The following is a 19,523-nucleotide window of genomic DNA, read 5'->3' as shown; positions in this document are numbered from 1 at the left end:
ATTAGGCACTCCTATTATATTGAGCAATCCAATCAATAAGATAACGACCTTCAATCGGGGGGCTGTACAAATAACCTTGGGCAACATCACACCCCAACTCAGAGAGAATTAACTCTATTGCACTTGTCTCAACGCCTTCTGCAACCACCTTTACGTGCATCTTCTGCGCAAGCGCGATGGTGGATTCTACGATGAGATAATGTTGGTGATTGATATCCATATCGGAGACAAAACTTTTATCAATTTTGATCTCTTTAAAGGGAATGGCATCAAGACGATCATAAGTAGAATAACTTTTACCGAAATCATCGAGGGAAATATCAATATTATTGATGATCAGCCGTGCAATTGAGTTAAGCACTCTATCTTGGTTAATGATTTCCTGTGATTCGGTGAGCTCTAAAATCAAATGGATTTGTTTATACTCACGACCACATTCGATGATGTACTCAATGAGTTCATCACAGGTCAAATCATCTGCGGTAATGTTAATCGACAGGGCAAACGCCATTAATAACGGTTGACGCGACCAACATTGCAATGCTTGGGAAATAACCATCCGCGAAAACAAGCTATTTAGCCCCTGCTGATTCACCAGTGGCAAAAAAACGTCGGGATAAATATAGCCATTGGATTGATCGCAAAGCCGTGAAAGCACTTCAAAACCGATGATCTCCTTTGTTTTAAGGTTAATCTTAGGCTGATAACACAAAATTAATTGTTCATTTTTGAGCAATTGCCGCACATTGATATTCGCCGCCATGTCTTGCACGATAGACTCATGTTGATGGGCAAGGTTTCTATCGTCGGAGGCGTCTAGCAATGGCGTTAAAATGTCATTCACATTGATAGGTTTAGCAAATACGCCAAGCAAGTTGAGCTTCAAACCCGTGATAATGCTATCCACCAGTTCTAAAGTCCGTTTATCCGAGGAGCTTATCACCGCAATCGGAATGGCAGTAAATCGGGGCTCGGAGGCCAACATATTAATCACCGCAATACCGTCACCTTGATCCATTTTTAAATCTAAAATGACTAAATCAAGTTTTGCTTCTACAGCTAAGATCAGTTCAATTCCTTGATTACCATTACTGGCTTCATAGATCTCCACATTGTCCTCTGCTAAGTACTTATGGATATCAGCTTTCATGGTTTCTCTAATAAAGCGTTGATCATCTATGATGAGAATATTCATATATTGGTCTCTAACTGCATAAAGAAAATGGGATCGATCGTCTGGGATTTGGATGTAGGGATGACAGAAAGCTTGAGTAAATTACGATTCGCCATGACTTCTGTGCGACTGGAGAAAAACGAATAGTTTTTGACTGGTTTGAAGCCGCCTTCTATCGTTCTTACTTTAAATATGGGCAACTTAAATTGCGTCAATTTTCGTTTTAGTGACTCATCACAGATATTAAAACTCAAAAACTTAAGTGAGCGACTCGTGGCCAATTCATTGAGATAAACAGACATCATATAATTTTCAATATAAGGCGTTACACCAAAGGAGGAGAACACCATTAAGGTATCTGGCAAAGCTTGACTGTTATGGTTAATGACCTCAAACAAGTCCACCTCATCATTCATAAATTCAAGGGCAATTTTGCCTTGAGTGCGGCAGAATAGACTGTGTCCAATGATTTGATCCCCAAAGCTAAAAGCCACCACCAATGAGAGTCCACGAAAAAAAGGTTGAGATAACTTACGGCTCACAAAGGATAAACGCGGGTTACTTTCATAAATCAAACTAAGTTGCAGCAGGGTCATAAAGTTTTGATGGTGGCTTTCGATAAACTCGACACGATAAGGAGTATTACGGTAGTACGGATGATCACTGCGTTCTATGGTCGATTCAAAAAGGTTAATTAACGCTAAACCTTCGTTGATGAATTTTTTGTCCTCCCGATAAATATCAAACAGTTCAGAGCCAAATATTTCAACGATTTCAGACTGTTTAGCTAAGGATGGAATGTTAACTCCCCGCTCCCAACGGCTAATAGTGATGGAATCTAACATATCGAACAGGCAGCTTTTTTGCCTGAGCAGACTACATAAATCTTCTTGAGATAAATTATTCTCACTGCGGGTGTGTTTTAAGAAATTGGAGAATGTCTGTGCACTTGTTTTGCTTTGATAGGAGATAGGTGTACAAATCATATCGCGTTCCATCTGAATTTTTTATTTTATCTAGCAGCTCCATATACGTCTTATGGTCGATGTCATCTACTGGCTCTGGATGTCTAAATGTAAAAGTAATCCAAATGCGTTGAAGTTTCTCGATGAAATAAAGTCCAGTGATTTTTTCGTCACTCATCACTCAGTTCCTCCATCTCAGCCTTTTATTCACCACGTTTTTTGCAATAGGAAAACGAGTATAAATGCCATTGTTTATCTGAGACCATGGCACAGTCAAAAAAGCGATGGAAAAAAGTGTCTAGTTATTCGTTCGGTTAAATCATTACATCATAGATAAAACCGCAATCAACAGAACCCCCTATAAAACCGCATAAAATATATGATTCACCAGCAAAGGCCATAAAACGCCAAGTTGATTATTTATTCATTAAATATTCAAAATGTTGGATATAACTTCGGGGTTTTTCTCACTGTTCCGCGCTTTCCCTGCATGGTTATTCACATTTGGAATAGGCAAACCGCGGCAGTATCAGCTTAAGATATAAGTAAGATAGTTTTTAATGGCTTATGGCTTAAGCAAGCCAACTGCGAAAATAAGTGGGTAATTGGCCAGTCCTGCGTTTAAAAGAACGCCTATAATCACTGGCGTCGCTGAAGGATAAAGAAGTGGTAATACTGTGGGCATCTTGCGCAGGTGTAGCCAAGTAATACAGTGCTCTGATTAAACGGGTCTCATCGGCAAGTATCAGCGAGTTGGGCAAAGTTTAAATCCATCTCGGCCAAACAACGTTTTAAGGTGGCTGGGCTCATTATCAGTTTTTCAGCTATGTCAGGCAAACTTAAGTTATCCTGCATTAGACACAAACGAATACCAGCCACTAAGCCTAACCGCAGTTCACATATAGTAATGATTGACATATCCCTTGGCGCTGAATGACGGCAGCGGCGTTTGGCAACAGAGAATGCTGGTGGAGCAAGACGGCTAAAACTACTTACCCAATGAGAATTAAACATTTAAATGGTTACCTTGGAGCTGTATCGTCAAACACCTTGACGTTAACTCTGGGCATTTAGCAGACTAAGATGAACAAAGGTATAGAATATAAAGCACAGGTGTTAGAGAAGGCGCTGGTATTGGTCGTAAACATGAGCAACCGGCACCATCTGATTGCAAATTGATGAATTAACTGGTTATGCACATGATATGCAAATATAAAACTATAATCCCCGAGATTTTTCTCACCTTAATGCAATAAAGTGAATAGTTAATCATGAAAAAGAGGTTAGCTGTATTCAACAGCTAACCTCTTCTCTTTAAATCAGGCGATAAATCAGATGTTCTATCATACAACTAGAGCCATGACTTAAAAACGACTCTTACAAAAGCTAACTCATACCAGAGCTAATTTTTTACGGGTACGAAAATAGCAAGTTGAGGCTAGTCACTGTAAATCACGAATGTAAAACTAACGCCTGTGAAAAACCATGCCCACTCAATTCGGCAGACATGGAATTAGCCGCGTTTAGTACCCCACGGATCGTTGTCATCCGTCGATGGGCTTGGTCCTGAACGCTCAGCCATTCTTGAATCGTTTCTTGGCTCGTTTCGGCGCTGTGAGTTGCTATTCGATGAACCATATCCAGAGCCGGTGCCACGTCCCCCCGTAGGTTTTTTGCCTGAGCTTTTACCTGAACCACTACCAAAGCTCTTACCTGAGCCATAACCAGAGTTGGGACGTTTATTACCCGCTTCGTACTCGGCGCTGGCTTGTGCCTGCATTTTAGCGATAGATTCTATGGTGAGTTCCATCGGTTTACGCGGCGCAATACCTGAGGCAAAACCTCGTTCGCGTGGCTTAAGATCAAACTGCTCACCGACGGCTTTAGGCATACGCTTGAATCGATACAGGTAAAAGTTTTCCACTTTCTCCCGCGCCCACTCAGTCTTCTTGAGGAAAATAATACAGGCCTCAATGGTCGGGTTGGTGTTAAAGCAACCTAGCTTTAATGCCGCGTATAAAATTTTCCAGCCATAAAAATCGACTAACTCAGTGATCATTGTCTCGAGTTTGAGGCCGTGTAATGGGTTGTTCTGTTGCTCTTCAATCATGGGAATTCCAAGTTCAGCCCTATTGGCTGATTTTACTGTATTAGTTTACGGTTTTGAGTTGTTAAACGGGTGACTCAATTCGCTACTAAAATTCGCGATTAGAGAAATCACTCAAGTTATGAAGTCATGAGCCACTGACGTTGCTACGGCAATAGCATAGGGCGTTAAGCCTTATTGCTCGTGATGCTTAGATCTTAAATCTTACGGACCTAAAGCCTCCAAACTGAGCCATTAAATATTAGCCGTAAAATCTGCTGCTCGACAAAACTGCGGGAATAATAACGGTAAATAAGCTAAACGCCTTCTTTTATTTGCGCTAGCGAGGTTTGGCATCGGCTTTAGGGCAAAGAAAATACACCGCAGCTGACAGTTTTAATCTGCATATCCACGATATCACGCTAACAGGTATGAACTCAGCATCAAGCTCAAACCCGTTTCAAAATTTTACCTATGATCCGCTGATGCCTTGGGTCAACCTCAAAATAAACGCAACTGAAACGGCTCGATTTATAGCTGCGCATCACATCCTTGCTCGCATCTTTAGCCCTTAGTCTGTATACTCCGCGACCTTATTATCCCAACTTTAATGTTTTGGCTTAGAGTGGGTGAAGCGCATGTTTCATTTTGAAAAATGTTTGTCACAATCCCCGTTAGCAAATACCTAGGAAAGCTCCTTTGATCTCTACCGCGAACATCACGATGCAGTTTGGCCCTGAGCCATTGTTTGAAAACATTTCAGCGAAATTTGGCAATGGTCACCGCTATGGTTTGATCGGCGCGAATGGCTGTGGCAAATCGACCTTTATGAAGATCCTCAGCGGAGCGTTAGCGCCAACCTCTGGCAATGTGTCCATCACGCCCGGCTTAAAAGTCGGTACCCTAAGCCAAGATCAGTTCGCGTTTGAACAATACAGTGTGATCGATGCGGTGATCATGGGGGATGTTGCCCTGTGGAAAGTCAAACAGGAACGCGATGCAATCTACGCCAATCCGAATATGACCGAAGAAGATGGCATGCGCGTTGGCGATCTTGAAAGTGAATTTGCCGAAATGGATGGCTACAGCGCCGAAAGCCGCGCCGGTGAGATTCTGCTCGAAGCGGGTATTGAAGAATCTTTCCATTACGGCCTAATGCAACAAGTAGCACCGGGTTGGAAACTGCGGGTATTGTTGGCACAAGCACTATTTGCCAACCCAGATATTTTGCTGCTCGACGAACCAACCAACAACTTGGACATACATACCATTAGCTGGTTAGAAGCCGAGTTGAACAAACGCAAATGCACCATGATCATTATTTCCCATGATAGGCATTTCTTGAATGCCGTATGTACCCACATGGCCGATATCGATTACGGCGAACTGCGCATTTACCCTGGTAACTACGAATACTTCCTCGCCCAATCATCTTTGATCCGTGAACAATTATTATCGGGCAACGCCAAAAAGAGTGCTGAAATCGAAGAACTGCAAGACTTCGTCAACCGCTTCGGTGCCAACGCATCTAAGGCAAAACAAGCCAGCTCGCGCGCGAAAAAAATGGACAAGATCAAGCTTGATGAAGTGAAATCATCAAGCCGTATTCACCCTTCTATTCGTTTCGATGCCGGCAAGAAAATGCATCGCCAAGCACTGATCCTCGAAGATTTGGCCCACGGGTTTGATGGTGAGCTGCTATTCGAAGGCGGCGACTTAATCCTCGAAGCCGGTGCAAAATTAGCGATTATCGGCGAAAACGGCGTGGGAAAAACCACTTTCCTACGCTGCTTAGTCAATGATTTAGAACATAATAAAGGCGTGATCAAGTGGTCAGAAAACGCATCAATCGGCTACTGTCCACAAGACAGCAGTGACGAATTTGATAATGACTACACATTAATGGATTGGATGTCACAGTGGCGCCAACCCAAACATAACGATCTTATGGTACGCGCCATGTTAGGCCGTCTGCTGTTCACCGAAGATGACGCGAACAAGAAAGCCCGTAACTGTTCAGGTGGTGAGAAAAACCGCTTGTTATTCGGTAAGTTAATGATGCAAGACATCAATGTGCTGATCATGGACGAACCGACTAACCACATGGACATGGAAGCCATCGAAGCACTCAATAATGCGTTGAAAGACTTTGAAGGCACTTTGATATTCGTCAGTCATGACCGTGAGTTTGTATCGTCACTCGCAACACGTATCATTGATATTAAAGATAAAAAAGTGATTAACTTCCAAGGCACTTTCGATGAGTACCTTTCAAGCCAAGCTGAAATGGAAGCGAGAAAAAGCGCGTAATGTTATGCTTTGATAAACCTTAATCGGCTATGTCAGCTTGATTAAAAGAGTCGTCATTGGAGAACCTACTGACGACTTTTTATCGATATCTAAAGAGCGATATGATTGGTAAAACATGAAGTATTGCTGCTTTGGGCCTTGGATACACAGCTGTCTATTCGTTATCTAGAGTGCTATAATTCATGCACTTAATTGAGGTTGATCCTATGAAAACTAAATCAAAAAATACACAAGTGACTCAAAATCGACTCTATCGCGCTGTGGCCAGTTCAACCGCTATTGAGACGGGTAAAACTACGGCTGAAGTTGAAGCAAAATTGAAGGCCAAAAAAAGCCGTTTCAGTCATTTGACCTTAGCCTAAACTTCATTCGTTTTTAGCGCTGAGCACATCGTTTACCAAACGAGCCATATGTTGATAATCCCCACCCAACCCTGCTTGAATTGACTTAAAATAAAAATCTCTATTTTGTTCCCAAATCCCATAATCAAGTGGGAGATAACCCGCCTTTACTGCCATCACATCGAGTATCAAACGTGACAAACGTCCATTTCCCTCTCTAAATGGGTGAATTAGGATAAATTCCACATGACTTTCAGCCAAGTAACTCACAACTTCGTCTCTAGAAAACGAATTTAAACCATTGAACTTGCTTAAATATTCCTTTTCAAACTGAGTGAGACACTTAAGTATTTGAGCCGCTGCCGTAAATTCGAAACCACCTTTTCCCATATTGACTGTACGCCGCTCACCAGCCCAGTAATAAACATTACCGAGCCATTTTCGATGCCACTCAAAGAGCATACCAACCGATAGATGCTCGCTTTCAATAACACCAGATTGAAACACGTACTCATAAAGCTTTAGTAACAACTGAGTCTCTACCTCTGCCATATCCTCTTCATCGGTTATCGCGAGTTTGTTACGAAGTATATGGCCGCCGGAACCGGGTTCGAATTCATCCTCGGTAGTGCCAATATGATATTTCGACATGATAATAGACCCGCTAACTGTAATAACTAATAGAAAAGCAAATATCCGAGTCACAGACAACTTAACACAACTACTCGATGAGATTGACCACACAAGTCTTTGAAATAGGTATGTAGAAACTATGGGCTATAAATTAGCTTATTAATTTTTTTAACCAATATCTCGCGATTTTTAGCCAGTTTAAAAATTGTCGGTAAATGTCGAATGACTATCGGCTCAGACTCGAATACCGCATCGCGATCTTTGGCCTGAATATAATCACGGATCTGAAGCATCATCTGTTTATTAAATGCCCAAAGTGAATGACCTTTAAACTCAAGGGAATAAAATGCGTCATTGGGCCATTCAAGTCGATGTTTCTGTTTTGCCATACACTGATAACAACAAATAAGACCAAGATCTGTACCATCTGTAAAAGCACTGTTCGCCCTATGTTCCCAAGTCGAAGTACCTTGGTATTTTTCTGGCAATTTTTCCCGCCAAGAAGCATCCAATAGCGGAGGGAAAAACAGCACACCTGGCCATTTATGGGCAAACCTTTGATTAAACTGCTTGATCTCAAACTGCCTACCCTCAAATAAATGCACATCTTTTTTCTCTAAACGAAAAACATGGGCAAAGGTAAAAGTGGCGCAGCCAGCACAATGGGGGCAAGTAACCTCAACTCCGTTTGGCAGGCTAAAAAACTCATAAAATCCTGTCATTGATACGATATTCCAAATGATTTAGAGACTAATTTGGAGCTCATCAATTTTCCAACCACCTTCATTTATCATGCTAATTCTTTGTTTTTCATTCGCCTCCGATGCATTACCACAGAGATCTTTTTGTGCATATTCAAGAACGGCCGTATCCCCTTCTATCACCTGCGACACTAAGGTGAGTGCTTTGCACTTGGCAGCCGCTTTTGAAAATGAAAGATAAGATGCGATCACTTCATCGCGGGACTGCTTCATCTGCTGCGGGAACTTAGACTCAACATCCGCTTGCTTACGTTGGGTATAGTAAGCCTTGTCCTCTTGATAACTTATCCCCTGCTGTACCTTAGCATTATACTCGTCATACACTTCACTCGGCGATTTAGGCGTTGTACAACCTATCAGCACAAGCACAGATATGGGCAGTAAGAAAATCGATTTCATCATCTAACCTCCAAAACTAGACATGTATTATCAATAAATTCCATGGTGCATTCATCTGCTTGTTGTCACTGAACGAGTGCGCCATATATGTCTACCAAATACTCCTTATTCTCTTTGAAATCAATTACCTTGGCAGAAAGTAAACCTTTACTATCAACAGGTAACAAAATCAATGAAGATAAAATGTAATGCCACCAAGATAACATGTAAATAGTTCATTGATTACTTTAGCTTGGCAGCGTTGCTCATTCAATTGCAGCACAGTTGCTTACCTTGGCGAGTGCTAAAAATAAGTGCCATAAAACTGTGAGCATGCTCTAAATTGCTGTATTTGACAGGTCATTGTCTAATGCATTAAAAGGCACAAAGGTCTTTTTATCGAGCCAGAGAGGCGAGCGATTTTGTCCTGCTAGCTGATAAGCCCAAGTCGTAATGGCTTCAGAGCGATCACTCTCACAGACAAAATATCGACTGAGTTCAGAGTGTAACGTTTGGCCATGCTGGATAATATTCTGCTCATACCAGTTATCTTTATGGTGCTGAGCGGCAAGATGATCGCGTTTTTGATTATTACAACTGCTATGTGCGAGGACAAAATTATGGCCTAAATCATTAGGATATCGTGCCCAAGGGATAAAATGATCCACTTCGCTTGTTTCTTTTAATGATTTTTGGCAATAGAAGCATTGGCCTTTTTGGATATCAAGCAGTACAGGTCTAGCATGGGTGATCGTCTGTCTGTCGCTACCAAACAGAAACTCACTTAAATTGCCTTTACTGCCTATAATGACCTGATTTGCGGGAAACTCGGCGATTTTTTGTACCCATTGAGTACGAGCCAATGACACCACTAAATCGTGAAATCGCCTGAAGCAAAATGCGATCCCCGGATTCAACTCGATGTAATTTTTCTTTTTATCATGGGGATAAAGAAAACATTCTTCATTACGTGACAAGTTTTGTAAGCGCCATAAGGGGCCATCTTTTAACGTACCGCGCGTTTTACGCAATAAAGCTGGATAACTAAGATGCGCTTTTAACTGGGATAGACTGTTAACACCTTGATGGCGTAGTTCAATCAAACTGTTGATCAAGGCTGATTGCTTTCCACTATTTTGAATCAAGACAAAATACCCATCATTGGCACCAAAAGGCAAAGAGTGTTGCCAGTAAAGTTCAATAAACTTCTCTACCAAATCATCAATACTGATGGCGGTTTTCAGCGCAGGATCGGCATTGAGTATTAATGGCCGTTCGATACAGATATCGGCGATCGCATGCAGTAAGGCAAATTTGTAAGTTGCAACGAAATCCCCTTCAACTAACAGACGTTGTAAATAGCTAATAAATTCAACTTGTCTTCTCGCATCAATCGGCATTCAGTCGCTCCTGAATAATAACGCTTGCTTCAGGTGCATTTACGTTTGGCATCAGTTTGGGTGTAAAAACTAACGTCTGCCAATGCACTTGTGAGCGACCGAGTTTATCGGTTTCATCTTGGCTCAAATCTAAAAGTCGTAGCTGACAATCTGCAGCAAGTGTGAGCAGTTCATCGGCACTGACTGGGTGCATAACGCGCGCATCGGGGCTTGGGCCATGGCGCAAACTGATGACTAAAAGTCCAGTCGAATTGAGTAAGCGTGAGAGTGTTGCTAGTGCAAGTGGGCGTTCTGAGGGAGATAAATGCATCCACACAGCGCTGAGTAAAATCAGATCAAACTGTTGCGCTAGGCCAACCACTTTTTGCAACTGAGGTAAACCATCCTCAATCCAACGCACGGGTAGATCCCGCGTTAACACCTGCCCCATTTTTGCTAAAACAACCGCAGGTTCGACTGCAATAATTTGTGTCTTTTTGCCCTGTGCTTTTTCGGCTAAATAATACACATCCCGGCCAGAACCAGCTCCCACATCCAATATCGACAATGTATTTTTAGTAAGTAGAGGCAAAAGATGATGCAACCAACTCGAATGCACTTCTTCAAAGGTTTTAGACAAATACTGTGCCGCGAGTATTTCGGCGTGGTCATTATAAAACACTGTGCTCACTGACAACGATCCTTTTGCAACAAGTGATTGTTTTTACAGACGCTAACTTATCACAGTCGTATTTGATAAAAAATACATGCCATCATTATCATGCTGTTTTGCATAAAATATTTAGCATTATACTGTTCGCGATCACTGTGCTGATTTCGGCTATTCGACCCAATATTCTTATCAATGCCTATGCAATCTCAGCATTTCCCCATCGTTTTTTTTGCAGTGGTTTACACTCTATGAGTGAGTGTAAAGATAAGTGCAATTGATTGAATCTGTTACATGCTTCTCCAGAGTAGTTTCCATTTCAGTGTTGGAGTGAACGGGTTTTAACGTCTTGGCGTAGCGTCTATATAGAGATTAAGACCTAGGGCTCAATTATTTAGGATATCTATTGCCTATGAGTTTTGAAGATTCGTTAGAGCAACTTAAACGACAGTTTCTACATGCACTGCCGGATAAAAAGAAACAAATCATTACCTTGTGGATTTCATTGCGTAAAAATTGGGACGCACACATGCTGTCTGCCGTATACCGAGAGGTGCATAACTTAAAAGGGTCGAGCGAGACCTTTGGGTTGTCAGATACCAAACACATAGTCGATAAACTGGAGTTGCTGCTTAAGGGGCTGCTCAATGCGCCAGCCCCCGAACTTCCTACGATCAAAGGCTTAGATACCCTCTTCCACCAGTTGTTACAAAACAATATGCGCGGCCAACCGTCGGCGCCGGTAGTGGAGGCGCAAATGCAGCAAAGCCCCTATAAACCATCAAAGGCGCGCCATGAGCACCATATTGCAATCATAGAAGACGATGGTAATGTCGGCGCTATGATCACAAAGCAGCTGCGAGAGTTCGGTTTTAGTGTGCAGCATTTTTTGAATTTCACGAGCTTTCTGGTAGTGCAAAATAAAACGCCCTTTGATCTGATTTTATTAGATTTAATTCTACCCGATTGGACTGAAGAGGCCTTGTTCGAAGCCGCCACTGAGTTTGAGAAGAATAATACCCGAGTGTTTGTTTTATCCTCGCGGGGAGATTTTGACATGCGGCTATTGGCCATTCGTGCCAATGTCAGCGAATATTTTGTCAAACCCGCTGAGACCACTTTATTAGTGCGCAAAATCCATCAATCCCTCAAAATGTCAGAGAAACAACCCTTGAAGGTGTTACTGGTGGATGATCAACAATCTATGGTGGATTACTTTTCAAGTCTGTTACGCAGTCACGGTTTGATGGTAAAAGGGTTATCGAGTGCCGAGCAAGTCTTGCCTGCCCTTGAGCAATTTGAGCCTGATTTGTTTATCTTCGATTTGTACATGCCCGAAGTGAACGGGCTTGAGCTGGCAAAGATGATCCGTCAATTGGACAAATACACCTCGAGCCCAATTCTCGTGTTGAGCTCTGATGATACGATGCAGAATAAAGTCAGCATCATACAAGCGGGATCAGATGACTTAATTTCAAAGCAAACCGCGCCGAGTTTATTCGTCGCGCAGGTGATTTCCCGTGCGCAACGGGGTCATGATATTCGCAGTTCGGCTAGTCGCGACAGCTTAACTGGGCTGCTAAATCATACCCAAATTCTGGTGGCTGCGAGACGCTGTTTTAACGTAGCGAAACGGATTAACTCTCAAGTTTGTATCGCTATGTTCGATTTAGATCACTTCAAAAAGGTCAACGATACTTATGGTCATTCCGGTGGTGATAAGGTGTTGTTGGCATTTGCCCACCTGTTACAACAATCCTTACGTCAAACTGACTTTACCGGCCGCTACGGTGGTGAAGAATTTATGTTAGTGCTGCCAGATATGCAAAAACCACTGGCGATTGCCAAGTTGAATGCGATCCGTGAAAGCTTTAGCCATATCGTATTTGTTGAAGATGGCGTCGAATTTAAGGTGACGCTCAGCGGCGGTTTAGCCTTTTCGGATCAATGTGAGGAATTTCAAGATTGTCTGTTACTAGCAGATAAAAACCTTTACGAAGCTAAACGTTTAGGCAGAAATCAGCTCGTGGTTTCTCCGACTGACTAGCACTAGATAGAATGAGCCACTGCAGCGCACAAATCAGTTCGGCGTGATGCTCTTCCTGCGAGACTCACGCTCTATTCATCACTTTTGAATCCCACTCAGCGTGGGCGGTCACAGTGAGCTTAAATGGTTAATGAGCTTGCTCGGCATCTGCGATAACTCCACCACATAATCTACCGCACGGCACTTTATTGCTTCTCGTGGCATGCCAAATACCACACAACTTTGTTCATCTTGGGCAAATGTAGTGACTCCTTTTTGGTGTAGCGCCACCATGCCTTCGGCGCCATCTTTGCCCATGCCAGTTAAAATCATCGCGCTGATATTGGGCGCGGCACATTGGGCCAAGGCCGTAAACATCACATCGACCGAAGGTCTGTGGCCACTGACCTTTTCATCTTGGGTTAATTTAACTTTATAACTACCACCCACTTTGATGATCTCAAGGTGATGATCCCCTGGTGCAACATAGGCATAACTGGGTAAGAGTCGTTCCCCATGCTCGGCTTCTTTGACAGTAATCCGTGACTGTCGATTTAAACGTTCCGCAAAAGTGCGGGTAAACCCCGCTGGCATATGTTGGGTGATCACTATCGGCGGCATAGCCGCGGGTAAATGTTGTAATACATAAAGAATGGCTTCAGTACCGCCAGTAGATGCGCCTATCGCGACTAAATGCTGTGTCAGGGTTGTATTGGCCAATATTGGCCGCTTACTTGAAACAGGGCGTACTGGCTCAACAAATTTCTGCGGCTTGATGATTTTGGCTTTCGCGGCAGATTTGATCTTATCTAAAATCAAATCCTGATAATCATGAATACCTTGGGGCGAGTCTAATTTCGGTTTAGGGATAAAATCCACCGCGCCTAAGGCCAAGGCATTAAAGGTCGCATCAGCGCCCTGCTCGGTTAACGATGAAATCATCACTACTGCAGTGGGTCTGGCTTTCATCAAGCGATCCAAAAATGTTAAACCGTCTACTTTGGGCATTTCGATGTCTAAGGTAATCACATCGGGGCGAAATTGGTTCACCAGATCTTTGGCCTCGTAGGCATCGGCAGCAAGCCCAACCAGAGACAGTTCAGAGTCAGCCTCAATCATTTTACCGAGCAAGCTGCGCATTAGCGCAGAATCGTCAACAACTAACACTTTGATCGTCATAACTTAATCACCAAATAGTTCAACGTCGCCGCCCGAAGGTAAATTACGAACCCGTAAACGGTACTCACTTTCCCTGTCAAGAATTGTGCTGTTATGCATGGATTTAATTTTACGGACTTTCACTTTGCCCGAATGGGGGAAAAAATACACTTTGCGCGGATACACATCGAGTAAATCGGCAGCAACGATAGGGATATTTTCAAGATTGAGATATTCAATCACAAACTCAGCATTACGCTCACCAATGTTGTGCACAGTAAAACTGCGTAACATATTGCCGCCCCCAAACACCTTAGCTTCGAGTGAGTTGCGCTGTGCGCCAAGCTTGAGTAAGTCGTTGATTAACAACTCCATGGCATACACGCCGTAACGGGCAGAATCGGCAAGCACCCCAGTACAATTGCTATTGTCACTTGGCAATAAAAAGTGATTCATTCCGCCAATTTTGAGCTTAGGATCATACAAGCACACTGACACACAGGAGCCTAACACTGTCACTATCATGGTATCTTCACGGGTCGCAAAATACTCGCCGGGTAATATTTTTACCGCATCGCAACCAAAATGATGATCGTGATAGCGATTCGGCTCTGCAATGGCATATTCGATATTAGGTTTTAGCACTCATGAGCCCCTTCACTGGCCGATAGGTTGTTTGACCAACGGCAGTGATGATTTGCGGGAACATATTAAAATTTTCCGAATGTCCCGCAATATAAAGCCCATCCTCGCTAAGGGAGTTCATCATGTGTTTTAATATGACTTCCTGCGTTTCTTTATCGAAATAAATCATTACATTACGGCAAAAAATTACATCGATTGGCGTTTTTAGCGGCCAAAAAGAATCGAGTAAATTGATGCGGGTAAACTTGAGCATCTGCTTTAATTCGGGCACAACGCGCACATTGCCCAACTGTGAACCGCGTCCGCGGTGAAAAAACCGTTTCTTGCGGATATCGCTGACTGTATCGATCCTGTCTAAGGGATAAATGCCCATTTCAGCCTTTTTAAGCACGCCGCTGTCGATATCGGAAGCAATGATCTCGATAGGCGTTTTAAAACTGTTGAAATGTTCAGCGACAGCAATCGCAATCGAGTATGGTTCTTCCCCTGTGCTACTGGCCGCACACCAGATCCTGCGGGTATCTGGGTTATCGATTAAATATTGCTTTAACACTTCAAAGTGATGCGGTTCCCGAAAAAATGCTGTTTGATTAGTGGTTAACGCATTGATAAATTCTTGGTGTTCGTTTTCATGGCTTAGCAGATACTCAAAATAAGCCGAAAATCCGGCTAATTTCAATGTTCTGATCCGCCGCACTAAACGGCTATACACCATAGCATCCTTGCTATCGGCGAGTTTGATCCCCGCTAAGCGGTACAGCGTCGTCCTCGCGGTATTAAAGTGCACCGAGGTATAGGTAAACTCTCGTTCCAATGGTTTGTTTTCACTCAATTAAAATTCTTCCCATTCATCTTGATCTTGCTTCATGGGCTTCATCGCATTGGTTTTAGGTTTCTCTGTCACCCTTGATTTTGCCATAGGTTGAAGCTGCTGTTTGATGGGTTTCATCGCCTTCGCTTTGGGCGCCGCTAATCTCGCGTTGCTGCGTCTTGGGGCTTCATCTTCGTCGTCCACGCGAAAACTGGCGACACTGTCTGAGAGTTGCTGCGCTTGGGATTGCATGCTTTCCGCTGCGGCGGCCGCTTCTTCAACCAATGCCGCATTTTGTTGCGTCATTTCATCCATTTGCACTACGGCTTTGCTGATCTCATCGATACCGATGGCCTGCTCATTAGAGGCTGAGGCAATTTCCGCCATGATGTCGTTCACCCGTTTAATGGCGATGACGATTTCCTTCATGGTATCGCCGGACTTACCGACAAGGCTGTTGCCACTCTCGATTTTAGACACCGAATCCGAAATTAGTGCCTTGATATCTTTAGCGGCATTGGCCGAACGTTGGGCTAAGCTACGCACTTCTGACGCGACCACAGCAAAACCGCGGCCTTGTTCGCCCGCCCGCGCCGCTTCAACCGCAGCATTGAGCGCTAAGATATTGGTCTGGAAAGCAATGCCATCGATAACACCAATAATGTCGGCAATCTTACGCGCCGATTCATTAATCGATGCCATGGTCTGTACAACTTGCTGAATAAGCTCACCACCGTCCACTGCGACTTCAGCCGCTTTAGAGGCTAAGGCATTGGCTTGACTGGCGTTATCCGCATTGAGTTTCACTGTACCAGTGAGTTCCTCCATGCTGGCCGAGGTTTGCTCTAGGCTGGAGGCTTGTTCTTCGGTGCGGCTGGATAAATCGGCGTTGCCTTGAGCTATTTCTGCCGAAGCGGTATTGATGGTATCCGCGGCTCGTTGAATATCTTGGATCATGAAGGATAACTTTTCAGCAGTTTGATTTGAGTAATTTTTCAAATCATCAAAGGTGCCTTCATAGTCGTTATAAATGCGAGTGGTCAAATCGCCATCCGCCAGCGCCATCAGCACCCGCGCCACATCTTGCAATCCACGTTCCGAGGTTTCAATTAACGAATTTAAATTGTTCGCCAGCATTAAAAAGAAACCTTGCTTACCATCTGTTTCCGCCCTTTGGGAGAAATCACCCGCCGCTGCGGCTGTGACTATGCGGGAAATTTCCTGCTCGGTTTGGACTTCAATGGTGCGGTCGAGCCACTCAACCACAGTGCCTAAGCGCTCACCTTCTTTAGACACAATCGGGCTGGCGGTTAAGCGAAAATGGCAACTCGCGACCTTAATAAGCGATTCATATTTACGGTCTAATTTATCGAGTAAACTTGCTTGGTGAGCAGGATTGCGGTGGAAGATATCCATCGAGCTGCCGAGGATTTTATCCACAGAAAAATGCGGTAAGGCTTGTCGTATCTCACTTTCAGAATGGCGCAACATAGTTTCGACCGAACGATTCATATAAATGATAGTACGGTTAGCATCGGCTATCATGACGTTGGTACTGGTATTATTGAGCGCTTCGAGGATGCGCTGGGTTGCTCGCTCGGCTTCGATACTTTCGGTGCGATCTATCCACTCAACACCTGTACCTAAATGTTTATTTTCAGCTGTGATAATCGGCGTCAGAATCAACCTAAAAGTACGTTTGCCTATGGTAATTTGCGCGGTATGGGATTGGGTTAGACGTTCTAATAAATTGCGCTGATGTGCGGGATTTTTATGGAAAATGTCGATATTACTGCCAATCAGTTTGGCAACCGAGAACTGAGGTAACTCTTTACGAATATCGTCCTCTGCCTCTTGCAGCAAACGGACAACGGCTTTATTCGCATAAATAATATTGCGCTGACTGTCAGCGATCATAAAGCTGTTGCCACTATTATCAAGTAGCTGAAAATAGCGCTGACGCTCTTCATCCCTTTGCTCACGCGCCTCATCATTGCCAAAAAATTTGAAGATACTCATTATTGTTACTCCTGATCAGTCAGACTATTTGCATCAATTAGACCCAGCTCATCACTGCTGATCAGAGCCTGAATATTTACTAAAATGATCATCTTATCCTCGACCGTGGCTAAGCCTTTGAGGTAGCGGCTATCGAACGCCACCCCAAATTCTGGGGCAGGTAAAATTTCCTCCGCCGACAGCTTAATCACATCGGAGACGGCATCGACCACTATGCCGACAATACGTTCAAACACATTGAGCATAATAACGATAGTGAACTCGTTATAAGTGGCTGTTCCAACAGCAAATTTCATCCGCAAATCCACTATGGGCACTATGTCACCGCGTAGATTAATCACGCCTTTTATAAAGCTAGGGGCGTTGGCGATTTTAGTGACCGACTCATAACCGCGAATTTCTTTGACGGACATAATGTCGAGGGCATAGTGCTCTTCGCCTAACATAAAGCTTAAAAACTCCACCTCATCATGGGCGTTGTATTCCACTTTGGCGGTCATAGTTGATCGACTCTCCATGGCTATTTCCTTAATTTTTAATGTGCAGAGCGAGCGATTCGACATCGAGGATCAACGCGACGCTGCCATCGCCCATGATGGTGGCACCGGAAACACCGGGGATCCTGCGATAATGTTTTTCAAGACTTTTAATCACCACTTGCTGCTGGCCAACTAAGGCATCAACGCACAGGCCAAAGCGCTTGTGGTTGCTTTCGAGCAATACGACTATGCCCTCTTCTGGGCAGCGGGCATTGGGCTCAATTTCCATCAGCTGATAAAGATTGAGCAGAGGTAAGTACTCTTCACGTACTTTTAAGAGTCTTTCTTTGGCGAGAAATTTAAGTTGTTCCGTTTGCGGCTGAATAGATTCTATGATGTGCACTAAGGGCAGAATGTAGATCTGATTTCCCACAGAAACCGTCATACCATCGACAATGGCGAGCGTGAGTGGCAACTGGATTTCAAAGGTTGAGCCTTGGCCCTCAGTGGACTCAATATCAATGCGTCCGCCTAAGGCTTCAATATTACGGCGCACCACATCCATACCGACACCACGGCCAGACACATCCGTGACTTCCTCCGCAGTTGAAAATCCTGCGGCAAAAATCAATTGCCAAATTTGCTTGTCGCTACTGTTATCAGCCACTTGCAAACCGTTTTCCCGCGCCTTTTGAATAATGCGCTCACGGTGTAAACCTGCACCGTTATCGTGCACAGCGATAACGATATTACCGCCCCTTTGACTGGCTTTAAGGGATAACACGCCCACTTCGGATTTACCCGCTGCGAGCCGTTTTTCAGGTTTTTCGATACCGTGATCTAAACTATTGCGCACTAAGTGGGTCAGCGGATCGACGAGCTTTTCAATCATTCCCTTATCAATTTCTGTGTTGCCACCTTCAATCACGAGATTGACGTTTTTACCCAGTTGCTCAGAAAGGTCCCTCACTAAACGGTTGAAACGGTTAAACACAAAAGATACCGGCAGCATACGCACCGACATCACTGCCTCTTGCATTTCACGGGTATTACGTTCCAATTCATTGAGTGCGGTCTTGAGTCGCTCACCTAAATCGCCCGTCATCTCGTTACCAATGAGGGTCAACATGGACTGAGTGATCACCAGCTCGCCCGCGAGATTAACCAAAGTATCTATCTTAGAGGTTTCGACCCTTAAGGTGGCATCCTGAGCCGGCGTTGCTGATTTTTTAGTCGCTGTTTTCACCTCTGTGGTATTGGGCTTTGGGGCAACGGATGAGTTTGATGTTGCGTTTGAACTCAGTATTGCAGGCGAGCTTGCTTTCACAGAAGGACTCGTGGGCACGGTTGAATCAGGTGCGGTGGACTCAGTCGCTTTGGCTTTAAATAAGATGTTTTTGGATTGGCTACTTCCAGTTTCCTTGGCTTGATGTGCTCGAGGTAGTGTTCAAATTTCTGTGTCATTTCTTTAAAATAAACCCAAAAGAGATGATTTATGACTGCACCTACATTTGATATCAATGCCGCCATTCAAGCTTTGCGTGAAGGCCAAGACCTCACGGGCAAGGATGGTATCCTCACCCCTTTGATTAAACAGCTTACTGAAGCCGCGCTTAATGCCGAACTTGAGGAGCACCTCGCCACCAGTACCTCTGCCAACCGTAAGAACGGTAAAACAACCAAAACCA

General features: G+C 43.9%; 17 protein-coding genes and 2 pseudogenes. 4 read left to right on the top strand and 15 right to left on the bottom strand.

The annotated features are described in order from the left end of the window. Window position 1: 1 nt before the first annotated feature. The 4 genes from L5M10_RS18435 to L5M10_RS18420 all read right to left on the bottom strand — a co-directional run bounded on the left by L5M10_RS18435 (window position 2) and on the right by L5M10_RS18420 (window position 4,249). Window positions 2-1,195 (bottom strand): EAL domain-containing response regulator, encoded by a 1,194-nt coding sequence (locus L5M10_RS18435; protein WP_263138927.1) that lies wholly within the window; start codon window positions 1,193-1,195, stop codon window positions 2-4. Next, window positions 1,192-2,160: a helix-turn-helix transcriptional regulator gene (locus tag L5M10_RS18430; RefSeq protein ID WP_263138924.1), complete on the bottom strand. Its 969-nt coding sequence runs from the start codon at window positions 2,158-2,160 to the stop codon at window positions 1,192-1,194. Before L5M10_RS18430 ends, L5M10_RS18435 begins: the two co-directional genes overlap by 4 nt. Before the next feature lie 711 nt (window positions 2,161-2,871). Beyond that, window positions 2,872-3,153, bottom strand: a complete 282-nt coding sequence (locus L5M10_RS18425; RefSeq protein WP_263181404.1) for a hypothetical protein — start codon at window positions 3,151-3,153, stop codon at window positions 2,872-2,874. A gap of 499 nt (window positions 3,154-3,652) precedes the next feature. Further along, window positions 3,653-4,249, bottom strand: a complete 597-nt coding sequence (locus L5M10_RS18420; protein ID WP_263255709.1) for a VF530 family DNA-binding protein — start codon at window positions 4,247-4,249, stop codon at window positions 3,653-3,655. 675 nt (window positions 4,250-4,924) lie between these two features. Between L5M10_RS18420 and L5M10_RS18415 the strand changes: the two genes are divergently transcribed. Together L5M10_RS18415 and L5M10_RS18410 are read left to right on the top strand one after the other, a co-directional pair. Beyond that, complete coding sequence (locus L5M10_RS18415; RefSeq protein ID WP_131524739.1) at window positions 4,925-6,535, top strand: ABC-F family ATPase; 1,611 nt, start codon at window positions 4,925-4,927, stop codon at window positions 6,533-6,535. Between the two features lie 206 nt (window positions 6,536-6,741). Beyond that, a complete protein-coding gene (locus L5M10_RS18410) occupies window positions 6,742-6,897 on the top strand; it encodes a hypothetical protein (RefSeq protein ID WP_173913200.1) in 156 nt (51 codons plus the stop codon). Between the two features lie 3 nt (window positions 6,898-6,900). Here the strand turns inward: L5M10_RS18410 and L5M10_RS18405 are convergent, their stop codons facing one another. The 5 genes from L5M10_RS18405 to L5M10_RS18385 all read right to left on the bottom strand — a co-directional run bounded on the left by L5M10_RS18405 (window position 6,901) and on the right by L5M10_RS18385 (window position 10,718). Then, on the bottom strand, window positions 6,901-7,527 hold the full coding sequence (locus L5M10_RS18405) for a Fic/DOC family protein (protein ID WP_105252522.1): 627 nt from the start codon (window positions 7,525-7,527) through the stop codon (window positions 6,901-6,903). 119 nt (window positions 7,528-7,646) lie between these two features. Further along, the gene (locus L5M10_RS18400; RefSeq protein ID WP_259581069.1) at window positions 7,647-8,231 is read right to left on the bottom strand and encodes a hypothetical protein; all 585 of its coding nucleotides are present in this window, start codon (window positions 8,229-8,231) and stop codon (window positions 7,647-7,649) included. Between the two features lie 21 nt (window positions 8,232-8,252). Then, window positions 8,253-8,672 carry a hypothetical protein gene (locus L5M10_RS18395; protein WP_263255708.1) on the bottom strand — a complete coding sequence of 140 codons (420 nt, stop codon included), beginning with the start codon at window positions 8,670-8,672 and terminating at the stop codon, window positions 8,253-8,255. 314 nt (window positions 8,673-8,986) lie between these two features. Then, on the bottom strand, window positions 8,987-10,048 hold the full coding sequence (locus L5M10_RS18390; RefSeq protein ID WP_263138913.1) for an HNH endonuclease: 1,062 nt from the start codon (window positions 10,046-10,048) through the stop codon (window positions 8,987-8,989). Further along, window positions 10,038-10,718, bottom strand: a complete 681-nt coding sequence (locus L5M10_RS18385; protein ID WP_173496900.1) for a class I SAM-dependent methyltransferase — start codon at window positions 10,716-10,718, stop codon at window positions 10,038-10,040. Before L5M10_RS18385 ends, L5M10_RS18390 begins: the two co-directional genes overlap by 11 nt. A gap of 391 nt (window positions 10,719-11,109) precedes the next feature. Between L5M10_RS18385 and L5M10_RS18380 the strand changes: the two genes are divergently transcribed. Next, window positions 11,110-12,744, top strand: coding sequence for a diguanylate cyclase (locus L5M10_RS18380; RefSeq protein WP_105252527.1), 1,635 nt, complete (start codon window positions 11,110-11,112; stop codon window positions 12,742-12,744). 108 nt (window positions 12,745-12,852) lie between these two features. Here L5M10_RS18380 and L5M10_RS18375 read toward each other — a convergent pair whose 3' ends face one another. The 6 genes and pseudogenes from L5M10_RS18375 to L5M10_RS18350 form a co-directional block, all read right to left on the bottom strand. After that, window positions 12,853-13,902 carry a chemotaxis response regulator protein-glutamate methylesterase gene (locus L5M10_RS18375; RefSeq protein WP_219252389.1) on the bottom strand — a complete coding sequence of 350 codons (1,050 nt, stop codon included), beginning with the start codon at window positions 13,900-13,902 and terminating at the stop codon, window positions 12,853-12,855. A 3-nt stretch (window positions 13,903-13,905) separates the two neighbouring features. Then, window positions 13,906-14,526, bottom strand: a complete 621-nt coding sequence (cheD, locus tag L5M10_RS18370; RefSeq protein ID WP_105252529.1) for a chemoreceptor glutamine deamidase CheD — start codon at window positions 14,524-14,526, stop codon at window positions 13,906-13,908. Then, window positions 14,513-15,358, bottom strand: a complete 846-nt coding sequence (locus L5M10_RS18365; protein WP_259565407.1) for a CheR family methyltransferase — start codon at window positions 15,356-15,358, stop codon at window positions 14,513-14,515. Before L5M10_RS18365 ends, cheD begins: the two co-directional genes overlap by 14 nt. Beyond that, window positions 15,359-17,356: a methyl-accepting chemotaxis protein gene (locus tag L5M10_RS18360; RefSeq protein WP_173496898.1), complete on the bottom strand. Its 1,998-nt coding sequence runs from the start codon at window positions 17,354-17,356 to the stop codon at window positions 15,359-15,361. A gap of 5 nt (window positions 17,357-17,361) precedes the next feature. Further along, window positions 17,362-17,874, bottom strand: a complete 513-nt coding sequence (locus tag L5M10_RS18355) for a chemotaxis protein CheW (RefSeq protein ID WP_049821692.1) — start codon at window positions 17,872-17,874, stop codon at window positions 17,362-17,364. 10 nt (window positions 17,875-17,884) lie between these two features. After that, window positions 17,885-19,249 (bottom strand): annotated as a pseudogene (locus L5M10_RS18350) (chemotaxis protein CheA); the annotation flags it as partial. Between the two features lie 81 nt (window positions 19,250-19,330). Here L5M10_RS18350 and L5M10_RS18345 point away from each other — a divergent pair. After that, window positions 19,331-19,523, top strand: a pseudogene (locus L5M10_RS18345) (IS256 family transposase); the annotation flags it as partial.

Origin of the sequence: Shewanella sp. SM32, assembly GCF_025654235.1 — a bacterium.
GTDB classification, from domain to species: domain Bacteria; phylum Pseudomonadota; class Gammaproteobacteria; order Enterobacterales; family Shewanellaceae; genus Shewanella; species Shewanella oncorhynchi.
Note: the sequence above shows the minus strand (reverse complement) of the source record. Positions and strands in the feature narration are given on the sequence as shown.

What these genes read in the sequence shown, in the direction of transcription:
- L5M10_RS18390 (WP_263138913.1), bottom strand. Translation starts at nt 10,048, where the DNA reads ATGCCGATTGATGCGAGAAGACAAGTTGAATTTATTAGCTATTTACAA.
- L5M10_RS18395 (WP_263255708.1), bottom strand. Translation starts at nt 8,672, where the DNA reads ATGATGAAATCGATTTTCTTACTGCCCATATCTGTGCTTGTGCTGATA.
- L5M10_RS18425 (WP_263181404.1), bottom strand. Translation starts at nt 3,153, where the DNA reads ATGTTTAATTCTCATTGGGTAAGTAGTTTTAGCCGTCTTGCTCCACCA.
- L5M10_RS18410 (WP_173913200.1), top strand. Translation starts at nt 6,742, where the DNA reads ATGAAAACTAAATCAAAAAATACACAAGTGACTCAAAATCGACTCTAT.
- L5M10_RS18430 (WP_263138924.1), bottom strand. Translation starts at nt 2,160, where the DNA reads ATGATTTGTACACCTATCTCCTATCAAAGCAAAACAAGTGCACAGACA.
- L5M10_RS18375 (WP_219252389.1), bottom strand. Translation starts at nt 13,902, where the DNA reads ATGACGATCAAAGTGTTAGTTGTTGACGATTCTGCGCTAATGCGCAGC.
- L5M10_RS18380 (WP_105252527.1), top strand. Translation starts at nt 11,110, where the DNA reads ATGAGTTTTGAAGATTCGTTAGAGCAACTTAAACGACAGTTTCTACAT.
- L5M10_RS18400 (WP_259581069.1), bottom strand. Translation starts at nt 8,231, where the DNA reads ATGACAGGATTTTATGAGTTTTTTAGCCTGCCAAACGGAGTTGAGGTT.
- L5M10_RS18360 (WP_173496898.1), bottom strand. Translation starts at nt 17,356, where the DNA reads ATGAGTATCTTCAAATTTTTTGGCAATGATGAGGCGCGTGAGCAAAGG.
- L5M10_RS18420 (WP_263255709.1), bottom strand. Translation starts at nt 4,249, where the DNA reads ATGATTGAAGAGCAACAGAACAACCCATTACACGGCCTCAAACTCGAG.
- L5M10_RS18435 (WP_263138927.1), bottom strand. Translation starts at nt 1,195, where the DNA reads ATGAATATTCTCATCATAGATGATCAACGCTTTATTAGAGAAACCATG.
- L5M10_RS18355 (WP_049821692.1), bottom strand. Translation starts at nt 17,874, where the DNA reads ATGGAGAGTCGATCAACTATGACCGCCAAAGTGGAATACAACGCCCAT.
- L5M10_RS18405 (WP_105252522.1), bottom strand. Translation starts at nt 7,527, where the DNA reads ATGTCGAAATATCATATTGGCACTACCGAGGATGAATTCGAACCCGGT.